Here is a 2,754-nt window from a genome sequence, read left to right as displayed (position 1 = left end):
CCTACGGCACAGACATCCTCGGCGCCGTCGCGCTGGACGCCGCCCCCCAGTGGGCGGCACACCCCACCCTGCCGGACGCGGCCAGCCACCTCGTCGTCGCGGTCCGCCGCGACCGGACGGTCCGCGCACGGGCGATCCCGCCGCACTCCATCCACCCGGACATCCCCGCGGGGGATGTCATCAGCGCGGCAACACTCACCGGGCAGGCCGTGATGCTCGCCCTCTGGCGGCTCGCCATGCCACCCGGCACCCACCCCTGCCCCCTGTGCACGCTCGGCGCGCGGACCGTGCACGACCTCACCCCCGCCGGAACGTCCGGGCTGTGCACCGCCCACACCGGCACCACCAGCAGGACGGAGACACAGGCGTGAGCATTCCTGATTTCACCTTCGCCCCTGCCGTCCGGCAGGCCAAGCCGGCACGTATCGCCATCGACGGGCCTTCCGGTGCGGGGAAGGCCCAGCCGCTGGACTCCCAGGTCCTCACCCCTACTGGCTGGGTCGCGATGGGCGACATCCAGATAGACGACCGGGTGGTCTCCGCGGATGGCGGGTCGGCGCAGGTGACCGGGATCTACCCGCAGGGCATTCAGCAGGTCTACCGGGTGACCTTTAACGACGGCGCCCAGGTCGAGTGCACGATGGATCATCTGTGGCTCACGCAGACGGTCCTCGACCGGGGCGCCCGCAGGCCGGGAACCGTCAAGCCGTTGCGGGAGATCGCGGAGACCCTCAAGGACCGGCACGGCAAGCGGATGCACTCCATCCCGCTCGTCCAGCCGATCGAGTTCGACGCTCCCGCCGACGACAGCCTCCCCATCGACCCCTACCTGATGGGTGTCCTGATCGGGGATGGCCACTTCGGTGAGCGTTCGGTGCGGCTCTGCAACCCCGAGCAGGAACTACGCGACCGGGTGACTGCCGTGCTCCCGGGCGGCGTTGAGCTTCGCCCGATGAAGGGGCATGAAGGAGATGCGTCGATCTCCCGCATCGCGCCCAGCGGATCGAACCCGCTTGTCGCGGCTCTCCGCGCGCTCGGCCTGACGTCGACGCTGTCCGTTGACAAGTTCGTTCCCCACGGCTACCTGTTCGGATCGGCGAAGACGCGGCTGGCCGTCCTGCAAGGCTTGCTGGACACCGACGGCTACGCCTCCGGCTCGACGCTGGAGTACTCGACGTCATCCCCGACCCTTGCGTTGCAGGTCAGGTTCCTGATCGAGTCGCTTGGCGGTCTCGCCACCGTCCTCACGAGGAATCCTCGGTACCGGCACAACGGAGAGGACCGGACGGGGGCGCTGTCCTACCGCTTGTTCCTCCGGGTGCCGTCGTCGATCGAGCCCTTCCGGCTTGAGCGGAAGCGGCAGGCGTACCGGCCGAAGACGACGCGCCAGCCCCGGAGGTTCATCGACGCGGTCGACCTCGTCGGCGAGAAGCCGGTTCAGTGCATCTCCGTCGACGCGCCCGACCGCCTGTACATCACTGATCACTGCGTCGTCACCCACAACACGTGGACGGCGCTCGCGTTCGCAGCGGCGCTGTCCGCCGGACAGCGGTTCGGGGTGGTCGACACCGAACACGGTTCGGCCAGCCTGTACGCAGGCGACGGCCCGCGCGAGTTCCAGTTCGACTCTCTTCCGCTGACCCGGTACAACCCGGAGCACCTGCCCGCGATCCTTGCCGCGTCCGCGAACGCCGGCCACCCCGGGATCGTGATCGACAGCGGGAGCCACTTCTGGATGGGCACTGACGGCGCGTTGGAGCAGGTCGACAAGGCGTCCGCGCGGTCACGGTCGGGTAGCTCCTTCTCCTCCGGGTGGAAGGACTTCGCGCCGATCGAGCGGCGGATGTTCGACGCGATCCTTGCCCACCCCGGATTCGTGATCATGACGTTGCGGGTCAAGTCCGACTACGTCATCGAGGAGAACGACCGGGGTCGGAAGGAGCCGAAGAAGATCGGGATGAAGCCCGAGCAGCGCGCGAACATCGAATACGAGTTCGACGTGTACGGGTCACTGTCCATCGAACACACGCTCACCATCACGAAGTCGCGGTGCCCGTCCCTCGCGGACAAGGTAGTTGACCGCCCTGACGGTGCGCTCGCGCAGGAACTCGGCGACTGGCTCGCCGGTGGCGCTCCTGCGCCGTCCGCGCGAGAGTTCGCGGACCTCGCGCTCACCGCTGACACGGACATCGAACTCCGGACCCTGTACGGGGAGGTGGAACGGGCCGGCCTGCTGGCCGCACCGGTGAAGGCCCCGAACGGTCTCGACATGTCTCTCGGGGAGTTCATCAACCGTCGCGGACAGCAGATCCGGGCTGCGCTCGCGCAGGCCCAGCGCCAGCCGGCCGCGGTGAACGGACAGGCGGCATGACCGCCTTCGATGTGGATGCCGTGTGCGGGTACGACCCGCGCACGGCCCACCGCGGCGACGTTGTCCGCTTCCCCGACGGCCGGACGGCGATGTTCGTGCCGGACGACGACGAGGAGCCCGGCCCGCACCCGTGGGTGCTGTCGCTGCCATCCGACCTGGCAGATGACGGCGGCTACCAAGTTGCGGCCCAGTGCTCCGGCCTTCAGGCCGGGGGTGAAGGGCCGCGCGGGAAGGCCGCCTCGCGGCCTGAGCGTGCCCTAAACCGGGCGGGTCTGCTCTTCGATGTACCGGCGGAGCACGTCCAGCGGGGCGCCACCGACGGACCCGGCGAAGTACGACCCGGACCAGAGCCGGTTCGCCCGCCAGTAGTGCCGGGTCAGCTC

3 protein-coding genes are annotated in these 2,754 nt (G+C 69.2%); 2 read left to right on the top strand and 1 reads right to left on the bottom strand.

The annotated features are described in order from the left end of the window. Together AC08OO_RS13765 and AC08OO_RS13760 are read left to right on the top strand one after the other, a co-directional pair. Positions 1 to 371 (top strand): hypothetical protein (locus AC08OO_RS13765; protein ID WP_476618605.1); only part of this gene is annotated, 371 nt, incomplete at its 5' end. Next, the gene (locus tag AC08OO_RS13760; RefSeq protein ID WP_476618604.1) at positions 368 to 2,371 is read left to right on the top strand and encodes an AAA family ATPase; all 2,004 of its coding nucleotides are present in this window, start codon (positions 368 to 370) and stop codon (positions 2,369 to 2,371) included. The genes AC08OO_RS13765 and AC08OO_RS13760, both read left to right, overlap by 4 nt. A 257-nt stretch (positions 2,372 to 2,628) precedes the next feature. Here the strand turns inward: AC08OO_RS13760 and AC08OO_RS13755 are convergent, their stop codons facing one another. Further along, positions 2,629 to 2,751: a transposase gene (locus AC08OO_RS13755; RefSeq protein ID WP_476618607.1), complete on the bottom strand. Its 123-nt coding sequence runs from the start codon at positions 2,749 to 2,751 to the stop codon at positions 2,629 to 2,631. Positions 2,752 to 2,754 lie beyond the last annotated feature (3 nt).

This window comes from Frankia sp. CeCAU1, from assembly GCF_977971845.1.
Note: the sequence above shows the minus strand (reverse complement) of the source record. Positions and strands in the feature narration are given on the sequence as shown.